The sequence below is a fragment of the Thiothrix sp. UBA5583 genome, from assembly GCA_002425225.1.
Lineage (GTDB): Bacteria > Pseudomonadota > Gammaproteobacteria > Thiotrichales > Thiotrichaceae > Thiothrix > Thiothrix moscowensis.
In genome coordinates, this window is sequence record DILV01000015.1 from 53,146 (window position 1) to 77,207 (window position 24,062).

A 24,062-nucleotide genomic window follows, 5' to 3' on the forward strand; every position below is an offset into this window, starting at 1 on the left:
AGGAGTTCCTCATGTTAGCCAAACTCGCACCAACGGATTATGTGTGGCCGGAAGAGTATCTGGCAGAGGAAGAACTTGCCACGGAAAAGCACGAATACCTCAACGGCTTTGTCTACCCCTGCAATATGGCAGGTGCGGGTGATGCCCATGTCAAAATTAGCCTGAATGCGGCGGCACTCATCAAAACCCATTTGCGCGGTTCGGGATGCAGCACCTACATTTCGGATATGCGCGTCAAGGTGAATGCCAAAGACAAGGCATGGTTTTACCCCGATGTGATGGTGACGTGTGACCCCGACGACCATGAACGCAATACCATCAAACATAACCCCATGCTGGTCGTCGAAGTCATGTCGCCCAGCACCCGCGATTACGACCGGGGCGACAAGTTCGTGGTTTACCGCCAGCTTGCCAATTTGCGGGAATACGTGCTGATTGACCCGAATGAATATGCCGTGGATGTGTTCCGCCTCAATGCCCATCAACGCTGGGAGTTGTTCACCTATAACGGCGCTGATACGGTGGCTGAACTTACCAGTATCGGCTTCCAATGCGCGTTGCAGGATTTGTATGAGGATGTCGGGCTGTAAACCATTATCCCTGCACCCCGCGAAGAGCGCGGCTGACTCCAACAAACGCTGCGGCTACTCCGATAACGCCGCTGCCTTTGTCTACGCCAGCCGCGCAAGACTTGCCGCCTCCGGAAGGCTTTGCGGCTACCGCCGCCCTGCATGACTGTAGCTCACTGACCTAGGGCAAGGCGAAAACCAATGCTGAGGAGGCGATCACCCGGAACAGCGTTGAGGCGAAAAGCAGACCGGCAAACCCTGCCGCCGTAGATCCAAGAGCCACCGCGCAACACGCGGGCAGAGCCTGAATTGCCACCTTTAGGATTTCTTACTGCCCTTTCAGAATAAGTACCATACCAATCTTGACACCACTCCGACACATTGCCGTGCATTTCGTACAACCCCCAGTCGTTAGCTGGAAGCGATTTGACTGGAACAGTTTCCTCCCTATATTCCCCCTCCTCACCATCATCATAAGGAACTTCATGGTCACAATTCACCTCCCAATCCGTGATGTTGTCACCAAAAGAAAAGGGGGGTCAGTCCCTGCACGGTGTAGCCTCGCATTGGGTGGTGACAGGCATAAACATAGACTATGGACACGAAACGATCAACAGACAATCGTGAGTAACCACAGCATAAGCAAAGGCTAATGGGTTGTCATTCCATGAATGCGTATTGACAAGACATCATGCCACTGCAAAACTATTGCCACGTGACAAAATGACACATGGTCAAAGAGGATATTTTATGAATGCCACACTCCCCCGTATCACTGCACGGGTTGATCTTGATGTTCAAACATTACTGAGCCAAGCTGCTGCCATCGTTGGTATATCCAGCATCAATGCCTTTGTTCTTAATGCTGCGATCGAAAAAGCCAAGCTGATTATTGAGAAAGAACAAACCCTCAAACTGAGCCAACGCGATGCAACATTGCTGGCACAAGCACTGGACTCTCCTGCCAAAACACACCCGCGCCTACAACAAGCTGCCCAACGCTATCGGGAACAGTCTGCTGTATGAAAACAGTCCCTCTCGACAAGGACAAACACGACCGCAACACGTTTGATTGCGGCATTGAGGCTCTGAACAATTACCTGCGGCTTATGGCAAACCAACAAGCCAGCAAGGACAATACCCGCACTTTTGTGTTGGAAGACCCCAACCAACCCCAGCGCATTAGGGGATACTACACTCTCACCATGACCCCGGTTGACTTCAATGCGTTGCCAGCAAAGTTACAAAAGAAACACCATCATGCACAATCCGGCGGGCTAATTGCACGGCTAGCTGTCGACAAACGTGAGGCCAAACAAGGTTGTGGCGCATTCCTGTTGATCGACGCCATGCAAAAGCTACTGACCGCCAGCGCGATTGTGGCATTTCCCCTGATCGTGGTGGATGCAAAAGACGGTGCTATCGCGTTCTATGAAAAGTTTGGCTTTACCGCTTTTAACGACACGCCTAACAAGCTATTCATCACGATGGCGGATGTCCGCAACAGCTTGGAAGTCCCACCTTGACCCTCCCCATTGATGCCGTCCTCGACGACCTCAAACACGCCTTGCGCACCCGCCATGAAACCGTGCTGGAAGCCCCGCCCGGTGCGGGCAAAACCACCCGCGTCCCGCTCGCCTTGCTGAATGAAGCGTGGCTGGCTGGCAACAAAATCCTCCTGCTCGAACCGCGCCGTATTGCCGCCAAAAACGCCGCACACCGCATGGCAACCCTGCTGGGCGAACCGGTCGGGCAAACCGTCGGCTACCGGATGCGACTGGAAAGCAAAACCAGCCGTGCCACCCGCATCGAAGTCATTACCGAAGGCATCCTCACCCGGCTGTTGCAACAAGACCCATCATTGGCAGGCATCGGCCTAGTGATTTTCGACGAATTCCACGAACGCAGCCTAGACGCCGATCTTGCCCTGAGTCTGTGCCTGAAAGGACGCGAACTATTCCGTGATGCCGCCAACCCGCTGAAACTGCTGGTCATGTCCGCCACGCTGGATAGCACTGCCATTGCCACACTGTTGGATGATGCGCCTGTGATAGGCAGCGAAGGGCGCTGCTATCCGGTCGACATCCGTTACGGGCAAGCCGCCAAACCCGGTGAGCGCATTGTCGAGCGCATGGTTGCCACTCTCAAACAAGCCATCAGCGACAATCCTGACAGCAGCATCCTCGCCTTCCTGCCCGGTCAGGGCGAAATCCACCGCACCGCCGATGGATTAAGTGAATGGCTGTTGGAACGTCGCTTGCGTGACGTGCAATTGCACCCGATGTACGGCAACCTCACGCTGGACGAACAACAGCAAGCCATTGCCCCCCTACCCGCCGGACAACGTAAAGTCGTGCTGGCAACCAATATCGCCGAAACCAGCCTGACCATCGACGGTGTGGATGTGGTGGTGGATGCCGGGCTGGTACGTGAAGCCCGTTTCGACCCCGGCACGGGCATGACCGGCTTGCATACCGCCCGCATTTCCCGCGCCTCCAGCACCCAGCGAGCCGGGCGTGCCGGGCGGCTTGCCCCCGGTGTTTGCTACCGCTTGTGGACAGAAAGCCAGCAAGAGCAACTCGCAGCCCATACCACACCGGAAATCCTGCGTGCTGACCTTGCCCCACTCGCCCTGTCTGTGCTGCAATGGGGTATCAATGACCCCGGCGAATTGTGCTGGCTGGATGCACCGCCCACCGCCCCCTGGCAACAGGCACTGGACTTGCTGGCAACCCTGGGCGCAATCACCCGCAAGAGCAACGCCACCGTGCTGACCGCTCACGGACAAGCAATGGCAAACCTGCCGGTACATCCGCGCCTTGCCCACCTACTGATTTGTGGCGCACAAGCCGGGCAATTACCCACAGCAGCGAACCTTGCCGCGCTGCTTTCCGAACGCAACCCGTTCAGTCGGGACAACCCCGACATCAGCCATCCAATGGAAATACTCGCGGGCAAAAGCCGTTGCCCTGCCCAGCAGCAAGGCTGGTTACAACGTACCCGCCCACTGGCCAACCAGTTTGTGGAACAAATCCGCAGCCAGAAACTGCCTGAAAGCAAACTAACGTTCCTATTGCCCGCCAACACCATCCACGGCTATCTGTTAGCTTGCGCCTACCCTGACCGGATTGCGCGACGACGCCATTCCGGCGGCTACCAACTTGCCAACGGGCGCAGTGCCGATCTGCCCGACACACACGCCCTCGGCAAGCAGGCATGGCTGGCGATTGCCGAAGTCAGCGGCATGGCAGGCAAAAGCAGTGACACCATCCGCAGTGCCGCTGCGCTGGATGAAACGCTGTTCAGCAACGCACTCACCGACCAGGTACACCAGCAAACCGTGGTGGAATGGGATCAGAAAGCCGGGCGTTTCATCGCCGAACAGCAGCACAAAATCGGTGCACTGGTCTTGCAGCGCAAAGCCTTGCCCCATGTGCCCGCAGACGCCAAAACCACCGCCCTGCTGGGTTTCATCCGCAAACAAGGGCTGGACGTATTGCCCTGGCAAGCCGAACAGGAACAATGGTGTGCACGGGTCAACCTGTTGCGCCACACCAAGCCGGAACAGCCATGGCCCGATGTCAGCCGTGAACACCTGCTGGCAACACTGGAACAGTGGCTTGCGCCGTATCTGGATAACGTCAACACACTGGCTGATTTCAAAAAGCTGGATCTGGCAAACATCCTCCGCAACCAATTACCGTGGGAGATGCAGCAGCGCCTCGAACAGCTTGCCCCCCAACGGTTGGAAGTACCCTCCGGTCACAGCATCGCCATTGATTACAGCGTATCACCACCCATACTGGCGGTGAAATTGCAGGAAATGTTTGGCTGTCAAACGACCCCAACCATTGCTAATGGCAAAGTAGCGTTGCTGATACACCTGCTTTCCCCGGCAGGCAGGCCGTTGCAGATAACGCAGGATTTGGCGGGCTTTTGGCGCACGTCCTACCACGAGGTGAAAAAGGACATGAAAGGGCGTTACCCCAAGCACCCCTGGCCAGACAATCCGCTAGAGGCAATTGCCACACGCAAAACCAAAAATGCCGCAGGCTTAGGCTAGCGCACGCTGCCCACTGGCCTGCCAGCGCTGCAACCACAACGCACACCCCAGCGTCAGGCTGTAAACCAGCAAGGAACCGACCACGATTCCGAGCCAGCCTTGCCACGCCCAGAAGGGAGCCAACACAAACCCGCCCGCACTTGCCCCCATGTAATAAAATACCAGATACAAAGACGAAGCACTTGCCCGCGCTTGCAGGGCATGTTGGCTAACCCAGCCACTCGCCAGTGAATGGGTAAGAAAAAAACCGAAACTGCTGACCATAAAGCCCCAGACAATCGCAGACAAACTGGGCATCAGCGTCAGCAAGCTGCCAGCCATCAGGAACAGGATGCCCAACGCCATGCCAACCGGTGCAGACAGATACTGTACAATCCGCCCGGAAATGGCCGCAGCAAACGAGCCGGTCAGATAGGTCAGGAACAGCATCCCCAACGCATGTGGTGACAAATGATACGGCGCATCCGCCAGTACAAAGGTGATGTAGCTGTACTGGTTCAGGAACACCATGAAATTGCCAAACGCAATCAGAAACGCCGCCAGCAACACGGGGTTACGCAAATGCCCGCCCATATCCTGCGCAACATGCAGTGGATGCAAGGGTTTGGGATGAAAATGCTGCGATTTCGGCAACAACAGGACAAACACGGCGACGATCAGGGCACTGAGTAAACCTGTTGCCGCAAACGCTGCCGCCCAGCCGTAATGTTCCCCGACAAAACCTCCCAGTATCCGCCCGGTTACGCCCCCCAGGCTGTTGGCACTGATGTAGACTCCAACCGCCAGCACCACGGCCTTGCGGGTAAATTCATCACCCATGTAGGCAATCGCAATCGCAGGCAACCCACCCAGAAAAAAGCCCTGCAACCCGCGTAACAGCAGCAACATCGGGTAACTTTCCACCTGCGACAAGCCCAACGTGACCAGCACCGCCCCCGCCATTGTCACCACCATGATTGGCTTGCGCCCGATTGCATCCGACAGCGGCCCATACACCAGCAACGACAACCCGAGAGTCAGTACCGTAATGGTCAGGCTCCAGCTTGCCTGTAATTCACTGAGTTGAAACTGTTGCGCCAGTGTCGGCAGCAACGACTGCACCACATGCAGATTGGCAAAAATCATCGCCGAACCAAGGCACAAAGCCAGCGTGGCAAAACGGAATTCACGGCTACCGGATTCAATCATGATGTTACCCTCGATGAAGAACCCACAGCATAGTTGCGCCGTAGTAATTGATAAAATATATAGTGGGAATGGTTTCGATAACGTTTGTTTACCGATGAGATGGCTATGGACTTCAAACAACTGCGCTATTTCCACGAAATCGCCCGGCTGGGCAGTTTCACCCGTGCGGCGGAAGCACTCTACGTCGCCCAGCCTGCGGTCAGTGTTGCCATCCGCAAGCTGGAAGCAGAGCTGGATTTGACCCTGTTCCACCGCCATGACCGCAAGGTGACGCTGACCGACGAAGGTGCACACCTGCTGCCCCATGCCCAGCGCATTCTGCAAGCGGTCAGCGATGCGCAACTGGAAATGCAGGAGCTGAAAGGCTTGACGCAAGGCATGGTGAGGGTTGGTATTCCGGGAATGCTGGGGTCGTACTATTTCCCGCCGATCCTGATGGCGTTCCGTCACCGTTACCCGCACCTGAGCCTACAAGTGGTGGAAGGTGGCACTTGGCAATTGCAACAAATGCTGGAAAGCAGTGAACTGGATTTGGCGGTGATCGTGCGTGATTTCGTGCCGGATGAAGTCGAAGCGCAGACCTTTCAGCGTGAGGAAATGCGTGTGATTGTGCCGCTGGAACACCGCTTTGCCCACCAGAACAGCGTCAGTCTGGCGGATTTTTTCAGCGAGGAACTGGTGATGTTCCGCCCTGGCTATTTCCACCGCAAAATTATCGACCGGCTGGCGCAGCAGGCAGGCGTTACTCCCAATATCGGCTTTGAAACCAACCTGTTGCCGCTGATCAAATCCATCATCAAACAGGGCTTTGGCATTTCCACCCTGTTGACGATGGTAGTGAAAGAAGACCCGGAACTGGTGGATTTGCCGTTTGAACAACCGTTGTGGCTGGATTTGTGCATCGCCTGGCGGCGTGACGGCTATTTGTCACGGGCAAACCGGACTTTTGTGGATTTTATGCTGTCCCAAACATCACCTGACCGTGAATGAAGTAACACCAATAGCGCGATTCACGGCTCCATAGTATTATCGGACGCTGTTCCGCTACACTTGAAAATTCTACTAAACCAAGGAGAAAGCCAGATGAGATCCACATTGCTTGCATGGAGTGTTGCCATTGCACTTGGCCTGGGCATGACCACCGCCCACGCCGCTGATGCCGTCACTGTCAAGATTGGTCAGTCTTCCCCACTGACCGGGCCACAAGCCCATATCGGCAAGGACAATGACAACGGCGTGCGCTTGGCGATTGACGAAATCAATGCCACCAAACCCACCATTGGCGGCAAGGCGGTAACATTTGAAGTGATGAGCGAAGACGATCAGGCTGACCCGAAAACTGCAACGATTGTGGCGCAACGGATGGTGGATGAGGAAGTCGCGGGTGTCATCGGTCACTTGAACTCCGGTGCAACCATTCCTGCTTCCAAGGTTTATTCCGATAACAACGTCCCGCAGGTATCCCCTTCTGCCACTGCCATCAAATACACCGCGCAAGGTTTCAAGACTGCCTACCGCGTCATGACCAACGACGAGCAACAAGGCAAGGTGTTGGGCGCGTATGCTGCCAAGCTGGGCAAGAAAGTTGCCATCGTCGATGACCAAACCGCTTACGGGCAAGGTCTGGCGGCTGAGGTAGAAAAAGCAGCAAAAGCTGCTGGCGCAGAAGTGGTGGCAGTCGAACACACCAATGACAAGGCAACCGATTTCACTGCCATCCTGACTTCCATCAAGGGCAAAGAGCCGGATGTGATTTTCTTCGGCGGGATGGATCCACAAGGCGCTCCAATGGCAAAGCAAATGCGTCAGTTGGGGATCAAGGCGCAATTCCTCGGTGGCGACGGGATGCAAACCCCGAAATTCATTGAACTGGCAGGTGCAGATGCGGAAGGCACGATTGCCTCCATCCCCGGTCTGCCGCTGGACAAAATGCCCAAAGGTACTGACTTCAAGCAAAAATTTGAAGCCAAATACGGGCAAATCCAGTTGTATGCACCGTATGCCTATGACGCTGCCTACGTGATGGTTGATGCGATGAAACGCGCCGATTCCACCGACCCCGAGAAATACCTGCCCGAACTGGCGAAAACCAGCTACGAAGGTGTGACCGGCAAAATCAGTTTCGATGCCAAGGGCGACCTGACTTCCGGGCCAATCACGCTGTATACCGTGAAAGGCGGCAAGTGGGAAACGCTGGAAACCATTCAGCCGTAATTTTTCAGTTCAACAGGTACGACGGTTCGCATGGATATTTTTGCACAGCAGCTTGTAAACGGATTGGTGCTGGGCAGTGTGTACGCGCTGGTGGCGTTGGGTTACACACTGGTTTACGGCATTCTGGAACTGATCAACTTTGCCCACGGCGAAACCACCATGATGGGGGCAATGATTTCCCTCGCGGTGATCGGGGCGTTGTTCGGGGTCGCACCGGATTTACCCGGCATCGTGATTGTATTGACAGGTCTGCTGGTAGCGATACCGTCGTGCATGTTACTGGGGTATGGCATTGAGCGGGTGGCTTATCGCCCGCTGCGCCATGCCCCGCGTCTTGCGCCACTGATTACTGCAATTGGTTTGTCTATCGTGTTGCAAAACGTGGCAATGCTGATCTGGGGCAAACAGTACATCGCTTTCCCCACCACGTTGCTGCCACAGGGGCGGCATGAAATTTTCGGCGCAACCATTACGGATGTGCAGATCATGATTTTGGTGCTGACTGTCACATTGATGGCTGGGTTGGTGACGATGGTTAACCGTTCCCGGCTGGGGCGGGCGATGCGGGCAACTGCTCAAGCGCCTGCGGTAGCGCAATTGATGGGGGTGAATATCAATGCAGTCATTTCCGCCACCTTTGTGATTGGCGCAGGTCTGGCTGCCATTGCCGGGGTGATGGTGAGTGCCAACTACGGACAAGCCCATTATCACATGGGCTTTTTATTGGGCTTGAAAGCCTTTTCCGCCGCCGTTTTAGGTGGTATCGGCAACCTAACAGGGGCAATGCTCGGCGGGATGTTGCTAGGGATTATCGAGGCGTTGGGAGCAGGTTATATCGGCGACCTGACCGGCGGTTTCCTCGGTAGCCATTATCAGGATATTTTTGCGTTCATGGTGTTAATCCTCGTATTGACGCTGAAACCATCGGGTCTACTGGGGAGCAAAAGCGTTGAACGTGCTTGAGGCATTAAGAAGCAAAGTGTGGCTGTCTGCCGGTTTGTTGCTGATCGGTTTACTGCTGTTACCGTTTCTGGTGGAAGCCGGTCTGGGTAAATCGTGGGTGCGGATTCTAGATTTCGCCCTGTTATACATCATGTTGGCGTTGGGTCTGAACATTGTGGTTGGTTACGCTGGGCTGTTGGATTTGGGCTATGTGGCGTTTTATGCGGTGGGGGCGTATTGCTGGGCATTGCTGGCTTCGCCGCATTTCGGGCTGAACTTGCCGTTTTGGATGATTTTGCCAATGGGCGCGGCTTTGGCTGCCTTGTTTGGGGTGTTGCTGGGAGCGCCGACGTTACGCTTGCGCGGTGATTACCTTGCCATTGTCACGTTGGGTTTCGGGGAAATCATCCGTATTTTTATGAACAACCTGAATTCACCGGTGAATATCACCAATGGCCCACAAGGGATTACCCAGATTGAACCCGTGAGCCTGTTTGGTTTTTCGTTAGGCAAAACCCAAGAAGTCTTTGGTTTAACCCTGTCATCCCCGCATTTGTATTACTACTTATTTTTGGTATGTGTGGCGCTGGTGGTGTTTGTGTCCATGCGATTAGAAAATTCGCGTATTGGGCGGGCATGGGTGGCCATTCGTGAGGATGAAATGGCTGCGGCAGCATCCGGTATCAATACCCGCAATGTCAAACTGCTGGCCTTTGCGATGGGGGCGACGTTTGGTGGTTTGAGTGGCGGTCTGTTTGCGAGTTTTCAGGGTTTTGTCAGCCCTGAAAGTTTTAATCTGATGGAATCCATCATGATCCTTGCCATGATTGTGCTGGGAGGCATGGGTAATATTTGGGGCGTTATTTTAGGTGCCATTCTGGTGACAATGATTCCCGAAGCCTTGCGTTATACAGGCGATTTGCAACGTGCCCTGTTTGGTCAGGTGTATGTTGACCCTGCCGATTTGCGCATGTTGTTGTTCGGGATTGCCCTAGTACTGATGATGATTTTCCGCCCGGCAGGTTTGTTGCCTTCCAAACAGCGCAAACGCGAATTGGCGGAGGAAGCCCCATGAAGGATTTATTGCGGGTGGAAGCCGTCTCCAAACATTTTGGCGGCATCAAGGCACTTACCGATGTCAGTTTCACGGTGCGCAAGGGTGAAATTTTCGGGGTCATCGGCCCGAATGGTGCGGGTAAAACCACCCTGTTCAATGCCCTGACGGGGTTGTATCAACCCGATAGCGGCGCGATTGAGCTGGATGGCGTGTCACTGTACCGCCGCAAACCGCACCAGATCCTCAAGACCGGGTTTGCGCGTACCTTTCAGAATATTCGCCTGTTTCACAATATGACCGCGCTGGAAAACGTGATGGTCGGGCGGCATACCCGTACCACTTCCGGCGTGTTGGCGGCGTTGCTGCATACGGCGCATAACCGCAAGGAAGAGCGTGATTGCGCTGCTTACGCTATGCAATTGCTCAACCGCGTTGGTATCGGCAAACACGCGCATTCGCTGGCGAAAAATCTGTCCTACGGCGACCAACGCCGTCTGGAAATTGCCCGTGCCTTAGCCAGTGAACCCAAATTGTTGGCACTGGATGAGCCAGCCGCCGGGATGAACCCAAATGAAAAAAATGCCTTGCGTGAACTGATGGTCAGTTTACGCAGTGAGGGCTTGACCCTGATGTTGATCGAACACGATGTCAAACTGGTGATGGGGATTTGTGACCGGCTGGTGGTGCTGGATTACGGCGAAAAAATTGCCGAAGGCACGCCGGAAACCGTGCGCCACGACCCCAAAGTGATTGCCGCCTATCTGGGTGCGGAGGTGGCAGCATGAGCCTGCTTTCCGTGCAAAACTTGAGTGTGCATTACGACAGTATCCAGGCGGTGAAAGGTATCAGCTTTGAGGTGCAACAGGGCGAAACGGTCTGCCTGATTGGTGCAAATGGTGCGGGCAAAACCACCACCCTTAAAACCCTGAGCGGCTTATTGCCCGCCTCTGCTGGTGAGATTAGCTTCGATGGCAAGCGTCTCAATGGGATGCCTGCCTTCCAGATTGCTGCGTTAAACCTTGCGTTAGTCCCCGAAGGGCGTGGCATTTTCACCCGCATGACAGTGCTGGAAAACCTGTTGATGGGTGCGTACAACCGCACTGACCGCGACAATGTGCAACGCGAAATCGACGAAATTTACACCTTGTTGCCCCGTTTGCAGGAACGGCATCAGCAACAGGCGGGGCTGCTTTCTGGCGGTGAACAACAAATGCTGGCGCTGGCACGCGCCATGCTGTCCAAACCGAAACTGTTGATGCTCGACGAACCCAGCATGGGACTAGCGCCGATTATGGTACAAACCATTTACCGCATTATTCAAACCATTGCACAACAAGGCATCACCATTTTGCTGATTGAACAAAACGTGCGGTTGGCACTCGGTATCAGTCAACGCGGTTACGTGATGGAACACGGCGAAATCACCTTGAGCGGCGCGGCACAAACACTGGCAAACGACCCAGCGGTGCAAGCGGCTTATCTGGGCGAGTTCTAACGCCATGTATACACCCGCCTTACAAAATCTGTGCATCGTCATGGTGGAAACTTCGCACCCCGGCAATATCGGCTCCGCCGCCCGCGCGATGAAAACAATGGGCATCAAGGATTTGCGTCTCGTTACACCGCGCAAGCCGTATTCGCAAGAAACCTGGGCGTTGGCTTCCGGTGCGAACGACATTGTGGAACAGGCGAAAATCGTCCACAGTCTGCCAGACGCCTTGGCGGATTGCCATTACGTCATCGGCGCGAGTGCGCGTTCCGAACGCACCTTGCGTTGGACACAGATGGATGCGCGGGAATGCGGCACAACAGTTGCCGAACGTTTACCCAACCAAAAAGTTGCCCTCGTGTTCGGGCGCGAACGCACCGGATTGACCAATGAAGAACTCGAACACTGCAACGCACTGGTACACATTCCGATGGCATTCGATTTCCTTTCACTCAATATCGCCATGTCAATCCAGGTGTTGGGTTACGAATGTGCGATGGCAGTGCGTGAACCACCAGCACCAGCCGAGCCAGAAGAAACCTTGGCCAGCAGTGAAGCGATGGAAGGCTTTTATACCCATCTGGAACAGACACTGGTTGACGTGCGGTTCCTCGACCCCGAAAACCCGCGCTTGCTGATGCGACGGATGCGACGACTGTTCGGACGGGCAAATATAACGACGAGTGAAGCAGGAATGTTACGTGGAATGCTGGCAGCGTTCGCTGGTCGCAAGTTTCAACACCGTTCATCGTCAACAACATGAAAAGTGCTTGCCAATAACAACACCTTTCTATAAAATTCGCGCCTCTACCATGCCGGTATAGCTCAGTTGGTAGAGCAACTGACTTGTAATCAGTAGGTCCCCAGTTCGAGTCCGGGTGCCGGCACCAAACAAAACAAAGGGTTGCAATCATTCTTGATGCAACCCTTTTTTATTTCCGTTCTTCACACCGTTTCTTAGTCACCACTTTAGTCACGCGATTTGTTGGCTAGGTGACGTTTACCATCATAGCGGTACAGGTAGCGCCAGTATTTGCCGTTACGGGTGATGTATAAAAAAAGCCCTCCCCCATCGGTCAGGGTAGCGGGTTTCCCCGTCAGGTTTGGCTTTGGCCTTCTTAACCTTTGTATCTGTTAACTTTCTTTCCATTTGGCTGCATCCTCATGTTGCCGTTGCTGGTATGCAGACAATAATGCAGCTAAATCCGTGGGATGCCATGAGACTACATGGGACAACAGGAAACACAAAAGCCCTTGCAGATTGCGGCCTGCAAGGGCTTTTGGGACATCATGAAATACCATGAAACAATTTGTTGGCTCCTCGAACTGGACTCGAACCAGTGACCCACGGATTAACAGTCCGTTGCTCTACCGACTGAGCTATCGAGGAACTGTCGGTGTTGAGGCGCGAATATTAAAGATCGTTACGGCTTCCGTCAAGCAATTTTTTTGACTGCTTCACGCAAAATTTCAACACCCGCCTCCGACCTGTGGGCGTTCTCGCTCAGATAGCGCCGCCAGCCCCTTGCCCCCGGCATTCCCTGAAATAAGCCAAGTATATGGCGCGTCATATGGTTGAGAGGAACGCCAGCGTTACGCTGTACTTGCACAAAACCCAGCAAGGCTTCCAGAGCCTCCTTGCGCTCATGGAAAGGTGCAGGTGTGCCATAAAACAGCGGGTCAACCTGCGCCAGCAGCCACGGGTTGTGGTAAGCCTCTCGCCCAACCATCACCCCATCTACGTGTTGCAGATGCTGCTGGCACTGTTCCAGTGTGGTAATTCCACCGTTGATGATGATTTCAAGCTGGGGAAATTCCTGCTTAAGCTGATAAACCAGTTCGTAACGTAGCGGCGGAATCTCACGGTTTTCCTTGGGACTAAGCCCCTTGAGCCAGGCTTTGCGAGCATGGATGATGAAGGTTTGGCAACCCGCCTGCGCTACTGTACCGACGAAATTACGCAAGTCGGCATAATCTTCCTGATCATCAATGCCAATACGGTTTTTGACTGTGACCGGCACCTGCACCGCAGACCGCATGGCATCCACACACTCGGCAATCAACCCAGGTTCTGCCATCAGGCACGCCCCGAAAGCACCTTTTTGCACCCGTTCACTGGGGCAGCCCACATTGATGTTGACTTCATCATAGCCATAATCTTCGGCAATCCGGGCGCATTCCACCATGTCCCGTGGCTCACTGCCACCGATTTGCAAGGCAAGCGGATGCTCTACCGGATCAAAGCGCAAATGCCGCTCCCGGTCGCCATGCAAAATAGCCCCGGTTGTCACCATTTCGGTGTACAAAACTGTATGATTTGTAAGCAATCTGTGGAAATACCGACAAAAACGGTCAGTCCAGTCCAACATGGGTGCAACGGTAAATTTTCTGTTCATCTTCTTCATATAACATTTTAACCAGAAAGGTACGTGTCTACTGACGTACAAAACGGGTTTGCACAACAACACAACATAGAGGGCACTCTCATGCTGGATCTCGACACCTTCACCTATTTCCTGTTCGGAGTAGCCATTATCGGCATTCCGGCTTTCGTCTTCTACCGTATCGGCATGGATATTGGTGTGACCAAAGGTATCCGCAAGCAATTGCTGCGCGAACTCATGGCCAACGGCATTCTGGAAGAAGCCGACATGAGCATCAGGAGTACCGGTCGGAATTGACTCAGAGGCAAGCCGCAAGGCGATGCTTCGGCTACGCTCAGCAACCCAGAGTGTGGCACACTGGCTCCGCCTGACGAGCGTGAGTCAACCCTGACAAACCGGACAGAACCAGGTAGAACGCTGCCCCTGGGTAATTTGCCGGATGGGCGTGCAACAAGTCGTGCAAGGCTGGTTAGCCCGGTCGTAAACCTTCAGCTCAAGCTGAAAGTACCCCGGCGTCCCGTCTTCACGTACAAAGTCGCGCAAGGTAGTTCCCCCGCGTTCAATGGCGTAGGCCAGAACCTGGCGGATGGCTTGCGCCAAGGCAAGATAGTGTTCGTGGGATACACACCCGGCAGCACGGCGTGGGTCGATGCCAGCCAGAAACAGGGCTTCATTGGCATAGATATTACCCACGCCGACAACGATGCGGGCATTCATGATGAATTCCTTTATGCTGACCGTGCGCGAGCGTGATTGCCGGAACAAGTAATCGCCATCAAACGCATCCTCCAGCGGTTCGGGGCCAAGACCACACAGCAGGCTGTGTTGCTGCGGATCATCTTCCGTCCACAGCAAAGCCCCGAAACGGCGCGGATCGTGGTAACGCACCGCCCTGCCATTTGCCAGCACCAGATCGAAATGATCGTGCTTGCGTGGCTCCATACCCGGTTCCACGATCCGCAAGCTGCCTGACATGCCCAGGTGGATCAGCGCCACACCCACTGGTGTATGCAACAGGATGTATTTGCCACGCCGGGAAAGCTGCTGCACAACCTGCCCAGCCAGACGCTGGATTTCTGCCGGTACAGGCCAGCGCAACCTGGGTTGGCGGACAATGACAGCCTGAATTTGCTGACCTTGCAGGAAAGGTTCAATTCCCCGCCGGGTGGTTTCTACTTCCGGCAATTCAGGCATAAATACCTTCCACTTCCACCATCAGCTCTGCACGGCAAACATCGCCTTGCAAATACAGCACTGCCGTGCAACTGCCTGCCAGATAGTTTTCCAAGTGTGACTGGATGACTGGCAGGCTTGCCTGATCATGGACATAGACTTTCAGTTGGGTGAGTGAGCGTACAACACGTATTGGCAAACCCAGCGTAGCATCCCCGTGTCCCAGCAATGCCTCCAGATTGCGCAAGGTTTCTTCCAGTTGCGCTGACGGGTCGCCAATGTGCAGGGTTTCATGTCCGACAATACTGGTTGTACCGGAAATATAAACATGTTTGCCCTGCCCCCAGTCTTTCACGGTAGCACGTGAAAATGCAGGGCTAACCGGGCCATACTGACGTGGGTAAAGGAAAGCGCTGGTCTGACGCGGGTTTTCCAGTTGCATTCCCGCTTGCTTGGCTGCGATGAAATACAGTTGCAGCCCTGCCTGTTGTGTACCGATGGCGGTTGCTGCTGGTGGGGCGTAAGCAAAATTGCCGTGAACATCCAAAGCATCCTGCCGCCCCAGACAAAATGTCTGGTAACGGTTCAGTTCACCCTGTTGCATGGTAATTGCCGGAAAGTAATTCCACATGCGCAGCAAACAAGAGTAGCCGGACACCTGCAACAACTCGAACACATGCCGATAGGCCGTTTCACTGGCAACACGCAAATCGGGAAAATCAGCCTCTTCCAGCAACAAGTGCCCAAACAGGACTGTACCGTTTTCGCTCCAAGTGATGCTGGCATGTTTGCCATACGTGACCGGAGTTAGGCTTGACCACAGCTCGGTATATTCATCCCCCGTCAGTAACGGCAAACCGACATTGAACACCGGGCGACACTCATCCAGCACACGGGCTTTGCTGGCAAAACCAATGGCAGCCAATACATTCAGCCCATCAGCAACATGAGCTGAATTCTTTTCCGCCAGTGTGGTGACAGAAAACGGTAGCAGGCTGGACTGGTTCAGAGCATTTCTCACGGACTTAACGAGCCAAAACTGAAAGCGCCCGATTATGGCATGTTTTCATGCCCAATGCCTTAAGCGAAATCAGACCGGCGTGCCAGACTCACTGACTTTGCTCAAGGCTTTCAATACATCCAGACGGGTAATGACACCGACCACCCGGTTGTCTTCTACCACCGGATAACGGCGATAGTGATCATTCATGAACATGTTGGCGACAGCCAGGATGCTGTCATCGGCATCCACGGTGCGGATGTCACGGGACATCCGGTCTGCCACTGTACCGCGCCAGCCTGAGTGATAACCGGAACGCAGGGCAACATCAATACAGTCTGTCACGGACAGGATACCCACCAGATTGCCCCGATTATCGACCACCGCCCCACCAAACAGGTTACGCTCGGTAAAAATTTTCACGGCTTCGCGGATGTCCTGGTTTTCCCGCAACGTTGCCAGACGGTTAGACATATGATCACGGACAGATAATGATACTTCAGACATGTTGGGACTCCTCCTTCGGCGATTGTTCGGCAGCGGCAGTGCGCTCTCTCAGTGCGGCTTCTTCTGCCATTTTCTGTTTGCGCTTTTCACAGGGATTAGAACAGGAACACTGACTTTTTTCCATGCCCGGAATGGATGCCAGACCGCCACAGCTTCCTTTTAGGCTGCGGTTATTAAACAACCATCCCACAGCCAATCCCAACACTGCCAACAGGAAGATACAAAAAGTTAATAGAAAGAGTTTCATAAATACCTGCCGTTAGTCCCGGAAAATAACAAGATCATTATGCTGCGATGCAAAAAATGTTTCGCCCCACCTATTTTTGGGCTACTATTGCAATGGGTCAGGCAACTGGCCCTTTTTCCTCCTAGCGGTTTGGGGCGGCTTTTTCCGCCCCACTTTTTTACTAGGATTCAACAGCTTGCAAGAAAAAGCCACTAACCGCCAAAATCATCCAGCAAAATATTGTCACGCTCAACACCAATGTCCAATAACATGCGCACAACCGCCGCATTCATCATCGGTGGCCCACACAAATAATACTCGCACTCTTCCGGTGCAGGGTGATCCTTTAAATAGTTTTTATAAAGGACATCGTGGATAAACCCGACATAGCCTGTCCAGTTATCCTCCGGTTGTGGCTCAGATAGACCCATGTGCCAGGTAAAGTTGGGATTTTCAGCCGCCAATGTGTCAAATTCGTCCACATAAAAGGCTTCCCGCAAACTGCGTGCCCCGTACCAGAATGACATTTTGCGCGAGCTTTTCAAACGGCGTAACTGGTCGTAGATGTGCGAACGCATCGGCGCCATCCCTGCACCACCACCAATGAACACCATTTCGTTCCCGGTTTTGCGGGCGAAAAACTCGCCGAATGGCCCGGAAACCGTCACCTTGTCACCCGGTTTCAGGTTAAAAATGTAAGAGGACATCTTGCCCGGCGGCACATCATCCCTACCCGGTGGTGGCGTAGCAATACGCACATTCAGCATGACAATCCCGTCTTCTTCAGGGTAATTGGCCATCGAATAGGCACGCAATACCGGCTCATCGACATGGGATTCCAGTTCCCACAGCTTATATTTGTCCCAGTCGTCCCGGAACTTGGGTGGAATGTCAAAACTGGAATACTTCACATCATATGGCGGGCACTCAATCTGGATGTAACCACCAGCACGAAAGTCGATCTTCTCGCCTTTGGGCAACTCCACCACCAGTTCCTTGATGAAGGTAGCCTTGTTGTCGTTGGAACGCACAGTACATTCCCACTTTTTCACCCCGAAAACATCTTCCGGCACTTCGATTTTCATGTCCTGCTTGACGGCAACCTGACAGGCAAGGCGTTCACCACAAGCGGCCTGACGACGGTTGATGTGGCTTTCTTCGGTAGGCAACAGCGTCCCGCCACCTTCCAGTACTTTCACCTTGCACTGCCCGCAAGTACCGCCGCCACCGCAAGCGGAGGAAACAAACAAGCCTTTGTCTGCCAATGCCCCCAGCAGCTTGCTGCCGGGTTTGACGACCAGATCTTTTTCGCCATTCACCAGCAAATGCACATCACCTTCCGCCACCAGTTTGGAACGGGCAAACAAAATGCCGTACACCAGCCCGATGATCATCAGGGTAAACAGGGCTACGCCCAAAATAACGGTTGTCATGACGTGCTACCCCTTACAACTGGATACCGGAAAAAGACATGAAGCCCAGTGACATCAGCCCTACGGTAATGAAAATGATCCCGAGACCTTGCAAACCGGCGGGGACATCGCTGTATTTGAGGCGCTCGCGCACCCCTGCCAATATTACGATCGCCAGCATCCAGCTAAAGCCGCTACCAAAACCGTACACCACACTTTCTGCGAAGGTGTAATCGCGTTCGACCATGAATAACGCCCCACCCAGAATCGCGCAGTTGACCGTAATCAGCGGCAAAAAGACCCCCAATGCCTGATAGAGTGCGGGTACGAATTTGTCCAGCACCATTTCCAATACCTGGACAATCGCCGCAATCACTGCGATGTAGCTGATCAAGCCCAGAAAACGCAAGTCCACACCCTGTAACAAGGCGCTGTCTTTCAACAAAAGATTAAGGATCAGGTTATTGGCAGGCACGGTAATGGCTTGCACAATTACCACCGCAATTCCCAGCCCCACGGCTGTTTCGATCTTTTTGGAAATAGCAATGAAGGTGCACATTCCCAAAAAGAAGGTCAGTGCCATGTTTTCAATGAACACGGCCTTGATAAACAGACTTAACATGGCTTCCATATCAGCGATTCCCCAGACCGTGTTGCTCATGAATCTTGAAGTCGTGGACTTCGCACTGTTCCGGGTATTTGGTACGGATTACCCAAATCAACATGCCGATGATAAAGAATGCACTCGGCGGCAACAGCATCAAGCCGTTGGGTTCGTACCAGCCACCATTCTTGACCAGTGTGAAAATTTCATACCCCAGCAGTGAGCCGGAACCGGACAATTCGCGGATGACCGCCACCACAATCAGTATCAGGCTGTAACCCAGACCATTGCCAATGCCATCGAGGAAGCTCATCCCCGGTGGGTTTTGCATGGCATAGGCTTCTGCCCGTCCCATGACGATACAGTTGGTGATGATCAGGCCGACAAATACCGACAATTGCTTGGCAGTGCTGAAAGCATAGGCTTTCATCAACTGATCCACCACGATGACCAGTGAGGCGATGATGGTCATCTGCACGATAATGCGGATACTGCTGGGAATGTGGTTGCGGATAGCACTAATGGATGCATTGGAAAACGCCGTCACCGTGGTCAGTGCGACTGCCATCAACAACGCCGTTTTCAGCGAGCTGGTAACAGCCAGTGCAGAACAAATACCGAGAATTTGTAAAGTAATCGGGTTATTGGCGACCAACGGGGTCGTAATCACCTTGCTGGTTTCAGGCTTCATGCGCCACCTCCCTTGCGGAATTGTTGCAGGTATGGGCCAAAACCATCCGCACCCATCCAGAATTTGACGAGGTTGTTGACACCATTGCTGGTCAGAGTTGCACCGGAAAGCGCGTCGATTTCGTGCGCGGCTTTTTCGCCTTCGGTCGCTGCCATCTTGGTGACACGGATGGCGAGGTTGCCACTGGCATCAAATACCTGCTTGCCCGGCCATTTTTCTTTCCATTGCGGGTTATCAACTTCGCCCCCCAACCCCGGTGTTTCAGCGTGCTCGTAGAAACCCAGACCCACCACCGTATTCGCATCGCCTTGCAGGGCAATGAAGCCGTGCAAGGTTGACCACAAACCGTAGCCGTGGATCGGCAGGATAATTTTCTGCACCTGGCCTTGCGGGTTTTTCACCAGATACACCGTGGCGTATTTGGCGCGGCGTTTGATGGAAGCAATATCTTGCTCCTTGGTCAGCACCACGTTTTGTTTGGGGTCAATGGCGGCGGCACGCGCATCGAAGGTATTGGCATCAATCCCCTCCACATAAGCACCGGTTTGCAAGTCAACCACTCTGGCTTCCACCTGTTTGAAGGCTTCTTCCACCGATTGCCCCGGTTTGACTAACCCGGCGATTTGCAGGATGTTCTTTTTCTTGTCCAGCAACTTGTTTTCATCCTGTACCGGCTTTAATGCCACGGCAGCGGCTGACACCGCGACCGAACACACCAGGCACAACAACAAGGCAACGCCGAAAGTTTTTGCCTTGCTGTCATTGGGCAATGCCAGAAACTTGCGTAACAGACTCATGGTTTCACCCCCGCTGCCTGCCGCTTGATGCGGCGTTTGATGTTGGCTTTCATCACCCCATAGTCGATCAGGGGTGCAAACATGTTGGCAAACAGGATGGCTAGCATCATGCCTTCCGGGAAGGCCGGGTTGACGACACGGATCAGTACCACCATGACTCCGATCAGCACCCCAAACCACCAGCGCCCGGTATCAGTATGTGCCGCCGTCACCGGGTCGGTCGCCATGAACATCATGCCAAATGCAAACCCACCCGTGACCAAATGCCAGTACCAGGGCATGGCAAACATCGGATTGGTCTCACTGCCGATGGTATTCAGCAGGATCGCGGTCATGATCATGCCAAACATGACCCCGGAGACAATGCGCCAGTTGGCGATTTTGGTGAACAGCAGGAATGCACCACCGATCAGGACTGCTAGCGTGGACGTTTCCCCCAGTGAACCGGGTTCCAGCCCGATGAAAGCGTCCCACCAGCTTACCGTCACTGCCGACATCCCGCCTGCGGCTGCCTGCGACAAGGTGGTTGCACCGGAATAACCATCCACCGCAACCCACGCCGTATCACCGGACATGAACGCCGGGTAAGCAAAAAACAGGAATGCCCGCCCCGCCAGCGCCGGGTTAATGAAGTTTTTACCCGTACCGCCAAACACTTCCTTGGCAATAATGACCCCGAACAGGATGCCCAGCCCTACCATCCACAATGGAATATCCGGTGGCAGGGTCAGCGTGTACAGGATGGATGTAACGAAAAAACCCTCATTAACCTCGTGCCCACGCACCAGTGCAAACACCACTTCTGCCAACCCACCCACAATGAACGTGGTCATGTAGATGGGCAAAAAATACAGAAAACCGTGGAAAAAGTTGTCAAAGAAGCTGTCAGGATCATAGCCAATCATGTCCATGATCACGCCACGCCAGCCTTCGGCGTGTTCCAACCCCAAGGATTGCATGGCCAAGTTGGCCTGATAGCCAGTGTTGAAACATGCCATGAACATCACCGGGAAGGTCGCCAGCCACACATAACCCATCACCCGTTTCAGGTCGAGGGCATCACGCACATGTGGCGCACCAATGGTGCGGTTGGGCGGGCTGTACAGCAGGGTATCGACCATTTCAAACAGGCCGTAATACTTGTGGTACTTGCCGCCTTTGGCAAATTTCGGCTCAATTTTGTCGAGCCAGCCGCGTAATTTATCGCTCATCGCTTATTCCCCCCGTTCCAGCATCCGCAAGCATTCGCGCAATGCCGGGCCGTATTCGTACTTGCTGTGGCACACAAACGTACACAGCGCGAGGTCATCCTCATCCAGCTCCAGTGCACCGAGTTGCTGCGCCATTACCGTGTCACGTACCAGCAGGGAACGCAGCAACGGAGTGGCTAGGATGTCCAGCGGCATCACTTCCTCATAATTACCTATGGGAACCATCGCACGGTGGCTGCCGTGCTGGGTAGTGGTCATGGCGAATACCTGCTTGCGCATGGCCGGGCGCAGGAACACATTCAGCACCGAAAACTGTTGCAGCCACGGGTTCAGCCAGTGCAGGAAAGTACGTGGCTGCCCTTCTGCCACCACTGCCACTTGCACCGTGTAACGCCCAAGGAAAGCGCTCCAACCGGCAGCACGAAAACCTGCCAGCAGTGAACCGGCAATAACCCGGCAGTACTCGCCGTTCAATTGCCCATCCACGATGTCATCGGTACTGGCTCCCACACGGGTACGCAGCAAACGTGGCTGGAGAACCGTAGGCCCTGCCAATGAGATCACCCGTTCCACGTACAGCTTGCCGGTCGTAAACAGCTTGCCAATGGCAATCACATCCTGATAACCGATATGCCACACTGTCTTGTGTTCACCCACCGGATCAAGGAAATGGATATGAGTACCAGGCAAACCCGCCGGATGCACCCCTGACCACTCGTGGTAGCTGATGTTGGTAGCGGTGGCTTTGGGGATGGCAATGCCTTCCTGGTGATTGACGAATACCTTGGGGGCAAGTTTGGCAATCAGCAGCAAGCCTTGCAGGAATGCCTCTGCTTGTTCAGCAATGATCAGCGCCGGATCAGCCGCCATCGCGTAGGTATCAAGCGCCGTAACAAAGATGGAGCTGGGAGTGCTGTCCACTTTGGGAATTTTGCTGTAAGGGCGGGTACGGAATGCCACCCACTGCCCAGAATCCAGCAATTGCTGACGGATGCTTTCAGCATCCAACGTGGGCAATTGATCAGGCGCATAAGCCGTAAAACTGATGTCTTCCTCAGCATCATCCAGTGCGATGACCACCGAGTTCAGTACCCGCTTCGCCCCCCGGTTGATGGACTTGACCACGCCGCCCCCCGGGGAAGTAAAGTTCACTCCCGGATTCTTGCGGTCGGTAAACAGAACCTGCCCGCGTTTTACCCTATCGCCTTCCTGTACCTGCATTGCCGGGCGCAAGTCGTGGAAATCACGCCCTAGCACGGCAACGCTCTGCGGTTTAGGATGCGCATAAATCGTCTGTTCCGGTTTGCCGGTAATGGGCAAATCCAGACCTTTAGTGATTTTCATGTGCTGCACCAACGCTCTAATGGGGGAGGTGCGCCTACCGCAAAAGCAGGCGCTAAACGTTGTGAATTATCGGGAAATGTCGACAATGTTGCAAGCGCACATGTAAAAATTTCGTAAAAATCGTCTTTTTCGAGAGTATTCATCAACAAAGTGTCGGCATCTTGGCAAAACAGCACAGATCCCCCACCAGGAGCAGATAAACTTGCGATTCCTTAACGCCCCCTACTCGGGCATAATTGCGCTTGCTTGTTCTGGAGATGTTTCTGTCCGCATGTCACCCACCACGCGCCTTTATAAAGGGTTAGGATTTCTCAGGCGGACACTGATCAGTTTCCGCGCCAATCAGGGCATCCTGCTTGCGGGAGCGATTGCTTATTACACCTTGTTATCCCTGATCCCTTTGCTGACACTACTGATTGTGGGTCTATCGCACCTGATAGATGAGCGTGAGCTGCTGCATATTATACAAAACAACCTGAGCCTGATTTTTGGCAATCAGGCATCGGAAGTCACCAACCAGATGCATATTTTTCTGGAAAACCGCCATACTGTGGGGAGTATCGGCTTGGGCGTACTGGTATTTTTCAGTTCAATGGCGTTCACGGTACTGGAAAATGCCATGTCGGTGATTTTTTTCCACCGGGTCAAAATCCACCGGCGACATTTCCTGATTTCAGCCATCATTCCTTATTTATACATTCTGTCCATAGGCGCTGGCATTCTGATCATCACCGTGGTGAGCGGTGCTCTCAGCATTCTGCAAGGACAAGTAGTAACCGTTTTCTTCTGGACACTGGAACTGGATAGCGTTACCCGAGGCATCCTCTACCTGTTTGGCGTGGTTGGTCTGACCCTGCTGCTGACTTCGTTTTACATGGTTATGCCAGTGGGGAAAATCTCTTTACGCCATGCCGTGTTGGGCAGCTTTTGCGTCACCGTCATGTGGGAAGTCACCCGGCACATACTGGTCTGGTATTTTTCTACCCTGTCGATGGTCAACATCATTTATGGCTCATTGACCACCGTCATTCTGGCACTGGTTTTTCTGGAAGTGGCAGCCATCATCCTGTTGCTCGGGGCGCAAGCCATCGCCGAATGCGAACGAGCCGAACATGAGGAAGCTGATCAAGAGATGCGTACCTGACACTTTGCCGCTATAGTTGCCAGTCAGACTGACTCAAGGGGATAACG

The 24,062-nt window shown here is 53.8% G+C and carries 27 protein-coding genes and 2 tRNA genes; 14 read left to right on the plus strand and 15 right to left on the minus strand.

Translation table 11 applies throughout. The features are described from left to right. The first annotated feature begins 11 nt into the window (after positions 1-11). Positions 12-590 (plus strand): Uma2 family endonuclease, encoded by a 579-nt coding sequence (locus B2U47_RS04915; protein WP_296681500.1) that lies wholly within the window; start codon positions 12-14, stop codon positions 588-590. 152 nt (positions 591-742) lie between these two features. Here the strand turns inward: B2U47_RS04915 and B2U47_RS17260 are convergent, their stop codons facing one another. Beyond that, a complete protein-coding gene (locus B2U47_RS17260) occupies positions 743-1,069 on the minus strand; it encodes a formylglycine-generating enzyme family protein (RefSeq protein WP_366860565.1) in 327 nt (108 codons plus the stop codon). Positions 1,070-1,319: 250 nt separating this feature from the next. Here B2U47_RS17260 and B2U47_RS04920 point away from each other — a divergent pair, with 250 nt between their 5' ends. Genes B2U47_RS04920 through hrpB form a run of 3 tightly spaced genes read left to right on the plus strand, consistent with a single transcriptional unit; the run spans position 1,320 to position 4,632 of the window. Further along, the gene (locus tag B2U47_RS04920; protein WP_296681501.1) at positions 1,320-1,595 is read left to right on the plus strand and encodes a DUF1778 domain-containing protein; all 276 of its coding nucleotides are present in this window, start codon (positions 1,320-1,322) and stop codon (positions 1,593-1,595) included. Next, positions 1,592-2,095 (plus strand): GNAT family N-acetyltransferase, encoded by a 504-nt coding sequence (locus B2U47_RS04925; RefSeq protein WP_296681502.1) that lies wholly within the window; start codon positions 1,592-1,594, stop codon positions 2,093-2,095. Before B2U47_RS04920 ends, B2U47_RS04925 begins: the two co-directional genes overlap by 4 nt. Then, a complete protein-coding gene (gene hrpB / locus B2U47_RS04930) occupies positions 2,092-4,632 on the plus strand; it encodes an ATP-dependent helicase HrpB (RefSeq protein ID WP_296681504.1) in 2,541 nt (846 codons plus the stop codon). The genes B2U47_RS04925 and hrpB overlap by 4 nt, the downstream gene beginning before the upstream one ends. Here hrpB and B2U47_RS04935 read toward each other — a convergent pair. Next, positions 4,624-5,820, minus strand: coding sequence for an MFS transporter (locus tag B2U47_RS04935; protein WP_296681506.1), 1,197 nt, complete (start codon positions 5,818-5,820; stop codon positions 4,624-4,626). The two genes, hrpB and B2U47_RS04935, sit on opposite strands and share 9 nt — an antisense overlap. 105 nt (positions 5,821-5,925) lie before the next feature. On the opposite strand from B2U47_RS04935, the gene B2U47_RS04940 reads away from it, so the two are divergent. The 8 genes from B2U47_RS04940 (at position 5,926) to B2U47_RS04975 (ending at position 12,412) form a co-directional block, all read left to right on the plus strand. Then, positions 5,926-6,810, plus strand: coding sequence for a LysR family transcriptional regulator (locus B2U47_RS04940; RefSeq protein WP_296681507.1), 885 nt, complete (start codon positions 5,926-5,928; stop codon positions 6,808-6,810). Positions 6,811-6,903: 93 nt separating this feature from the next. Then, positions 6,904-8,034, plus strand: coding sequence for a branched-chain amino acid ABC transporter substrate-binding protein (locus tag B2U47_RS04945; RefSeq protein ID WP_296681509.1), 1,131 nt, complete (start codon positions 6,904-6,906; stop codon positions 8,032-8,034). 30 nt (positions 8,035-8,064) lie between these two features. After that, positions 8,065-8,997 (plus strand): branched-chain amino acid ABC transporter permease, encoded by a 933-nt coding sequence (locus B2U47_RS04950; RefSeq protein ID WP_296681510.1) that lies wholly within the window; start codon positions 8,065-8,067, stop codon positions 8,995-8,997. Next, positions 8,990-10,051 carry an ABC transporter permease subunit gene (locus B2U47_RS04955; protein ID WP_296681511.1) on the plus strand — a complete coding sequence of 354 codons (1,062 nt, stop codon included), beginning with the start codon at positions 8,990-8,992 and terminating at the stop codon, positions 10,049-10,051. The genes B2U47_RS04950 and B2U47_RS04955 overlap by 8 nt, the downstream gene beginning before the upstream one ends. Next, positions 10,048-10,818: an ABC transporter ATP-binding protein gene (locus B2U47_RS04960; RefSeq protein WP_296681512.1), complete on the plus strand. Its 771-nt coding sequence runs from the start codon at positions 10,048-10,050 to the stop codon at positions 10,816-10,818. The genes B2U47_RS04955 and B2U47_RS04960 overlap by 4 nt, the downstream gene beginning before the upstream one ends. Then, positions 10,815-11,528 (plus strand): ABC transporter ATP-binding protein, encoded by a 714-nt coding sequence (locus tag B2U47_RS04965; protein WP_296681513.1) that lies wholly within the window; start codon positions 10,815-10,817, stop codon positions 11,526-11,528. Before B2U47_RS04960 ends, B2U47_RS04965 begins: the two co-directional genes overlap by 4 nt. A gap of 4 nt (positions 11,529-11,532) precedes the next feature. Then, a complete protein-coding gene (locus tag B2U47_RS04970; protein WP_296681514.1) occupies positions 11,533-12,285 on the plus strand; it encodes an RNA methyltransferase in 753 nt (250 codons plus the stop codon). A gap of 51 nt (positions 12,286-12,336) precedes the next feature. Then, positions 12,337-12,412 (plus strand) — tRNA-Thr (locus B2U47_RS04975). Between the two features lie 79 nt (positions 12,413-12,491). On the opposite strand, the gene B2U47_RS17240 is transcribed toward B2U47_RS04975, so the two are convergent. The 3 genes from B2U47_RS17240 to dusA all read right to left on the minus strand — a co-directional run bounded on the left by B2U47_RS17240 (position 12,492) and on the right by dusA (position 13,927). Beyond that, positions 12,492-12,653, minus strand: a complete 162-nt coding sequence (locus tag B2U47_RS17240) for an integrase arm-type DNA-binding domain-containing protein (protein WP_349675748.1) — start codon at positions 12,651-12,653, stop codon at positions 12,492-12,494. 183 nt (positions 12,654-12,836) lie between these two features. After that, positions 12,837-12,912: transfer RNA gene (locus B2U47_RS04980), tRNA-Asn, on the minus strand. A 46-nt stretch (positions 12,913-12,958) separates the two neighbouring features. Beyond that, entirely contained in the window at positions 12,959-13,927 is a 969-nt protein-coding gene (gene dusA, locus B2U47_RS04985) for a tRNA dihydrouridine(20/20a) synthase DusA (RefSeq protein WP_296681515.1), read from the minus strand. An 81-nt stretch (positions 13,928-14,008) separates the two neighbouring features. On the opposite strand from dusA, the gene B2U47_RS04990 reads away from it, so the two are divergent. Beyond that, positions 14,009-14,203 carry a hypothetical protein gene (locus B2U47_RS04990; RefSeq protein ID WP_296681516.1) on the plus strand — a complete coding sequence of 65 codons (195 nt, stop codon included), beginning with the start codon at positions 14,009-14,011 and terminating at the stop codon, positions 14,201-14,203. 84 nt (positions 14,204-14,287) lie between these two features. Here the strand turns inward: B2U47_RS04990 and mutM are convergent, their stop codons facing one another. The 10 genes from mutM to B2U47_RS05040 all read right to left on the minus strand — a co-directional run bounded on the left by mutM (position 14,288) and on the right by B2U47_RS05040 (position 22,871). Beyond that, a complete protein-coding gene (gene mutM, locus B2U47_RS04995; RefSeq protein ID WP_296681517.1) occupies positions 14,288-15,100 on the minus strand; it encodes a bifunctional DNA-formamidopyrimidine glycosylase/DNA-(apurinic or apyrimidinic site) lyase in 813 nt (270 codons plus the stop codon). Beyond that, a complete protein-coding gene (locus B2U47_RS05000; protein WP_296681518.1) occupies positions 15,093-16,100 on the minus strand; it encodes a hypothetical protein in 1,008 nt (335 codons plus the stop codon). Before B2U47_RS05000 ends, mutM begins: the two co-directional genes overlap by 8 nt. Positions 16,101-16,169: 69 nt before the next feature. Continuing rightward, a complete protein-coding gene (locus B2U47_RS05005) occupies positions 16,170-16,586 on the minus strand; it encodes a CBS domain-containing protein (protein WP_296681519.1) in 417 nt (138 codons plus the stop codon). Further along, positions 16,579-16,833, minus strand: a complete 255-nt coding sequence (gene nqrM, locus B2U47_RS05010; RefSeq protein WP_296681520.1) for a (Na+)-NQR maturation NqrM — start codon at positions 16,831-16,833, stop codon at positions 16,579-16,581. The genes B2U47_RS05005 and nqrM overlap by 8 nt, the downstream gene beginning before the upstream one ends. Positions 16,834-17,024: 191 nt before the next feature. Next, complete coding sequence (nqrF, locus tag B2U47_RS05015) at positions 17,025-18,245, minus strand: NADH:ubiquinone reductase (Na(+)-transporting) subunit F (protein ID WP_296681521.1); 1,221 nt, start codon at positions 18,243-18,245, stop codon at positions 17,025-17,027. A 13-nt stretch (positions 18,246-18,258) separates the two neighbouring features. Further along, entirely contained in the window at positions 18,259-18,855 is a 597-nt protein-coding gene (gene nqrE, locus B2U47_RS05020; RefSeq protein ID WP_296681522.1) for an NADH:ubiquinone reductase (Na(+)-transporting) subunit E, read from the minus strand. Between the two features lies 1 nt (position 18,856). Continuing rightward, positions 18,857-19,519 (minus strand): NADH:ubiquinone reductase (Na(+)-transporting) subunit D, encoded by a 663-nt coding sequence (locus tag B2U47_RS05025; RefSeq protein WP_296681523.1) that lies wholly within the window; start codon positions 19,517-19,519, stop codon positions 18,857-18,859. Next, positions 19,516-20,316: a Na(+)-translocating NADH-quinone reductase subunit C gene (locus tag B2U47_RS05030; protein WP_296681524.1), complete on the minus strand. Its 801-nt coding sequence runs from the start codon at positions 20,314-20,316 to the stop codon at positions 19,516-19,518. The genes B2U47_RS05025 and B2U47_RS05030 overlap by 4 nt, the downstream gene beginning before the upstream one ends. After that, entirely contained in the window at positions 20,313-21,527 is a 1,215-nt protein-coding gene (locus B2U47_RS05035; protein ID WP_296681525.1) for an NADH:ubiquinone reductase (Na(+)-transporting) subunit B, read from the minus strand. Before B2U47_RS05035 ends, B2U47_RS05030 begins: the two co-directional genes overlap by 4 nt. A gap of 3 nt (positions 21,528-21,530) precedes the next feature. After that, the gene (locus tag B2U47_RS05040) at positions 21,531-22,871 is read right to left on the minus strand and encodes a Na(+)-translocating NADH-quinone reductase subunit A (RefSeq protein ID WP_296681526.1); all 1,341 of its coding nucleotides are present in this window, start codon (positions 22,869-22,871) and stop codon (positions 21,531-21,533) included. 271 nt (positions 22,872-23,142) lie between these two features. On the opposite strand from B2U47_RS05040, the gene B2U47_RS05045 reads away from it, so the two are divergent. After that, positions 23,143-24,015, plus strand: coding sequence for a YihY/virulence factor BrkB family protein (locus B2U47_RS05045; RefSeq protein ID WP_296681527.1), 873 nt, complete (start codon positions 23,143-23,145; stop codon positions 24,013-24,015). The last annotated feature ends 47 nt before the right edge of the window (positions 24,016-24,062 follow it).